This window comes from Saccharothrix sp. ST-888 (assembly GCF_000955975.1).
Taxonomy (GTDB): domain Bacteria; phylum Actinomycetota; class Actinomycetes; order Streptomycetales; family Streptomycetaceae; genus Kitasatospora.
On the sequence record NZ_JYJF01000504.1, the window covers coordinates 1 to 371 of the forward strand.

Sequence of the window (371 nt, forward strand, 5' to 3'; positions counted from 1 at the left end):
CTCCACCAACCGGAACAGCGCGACCTCAACCGCGAACAGCGCGGGCTGCGTGTAGGCCGTCTGATCCAGCAGACCGTCCTCACCCGCGAACATCACCTCCCGCAGCGGACGCTCCAAGTGCCCGTCCAACTCCACACACACCGCGTCGAATGCCCCGGCGAACACCGGGAACGCCTCGTACAACTCGGCGCCCATCCCGGCCCGCTGACTCCCCTGTCCCGTGAACAGGAACGCAGTCCGGCCGGCCGAACCCGCGACACCCGTCACCGACTGAGCCGAAGCCTCACCCCGCGCCAGCGCCTCCAGCCCGGCGCGCAACTCCGCACGATCCGAACCCACCACCACCGCACGGTGCTCGAACGAACCACGCG

The 371-nt window shown here is 69.5% G+C and carries 1 protein-coding gene; it reads right to left on the minus strand.

Annotated features, from left to right (window positions below; translation table 11 throughout):
- The coding region (locus UK12_RS33610; protein WP_331386678.1) for an acyltransferase domain-containing protein at window positions 1-342 on the minus strand (342 nt) is incomplete at its 3' end.
- Between the last annotated feature and the right edge of the window lie 29 nt (window positions 343-371).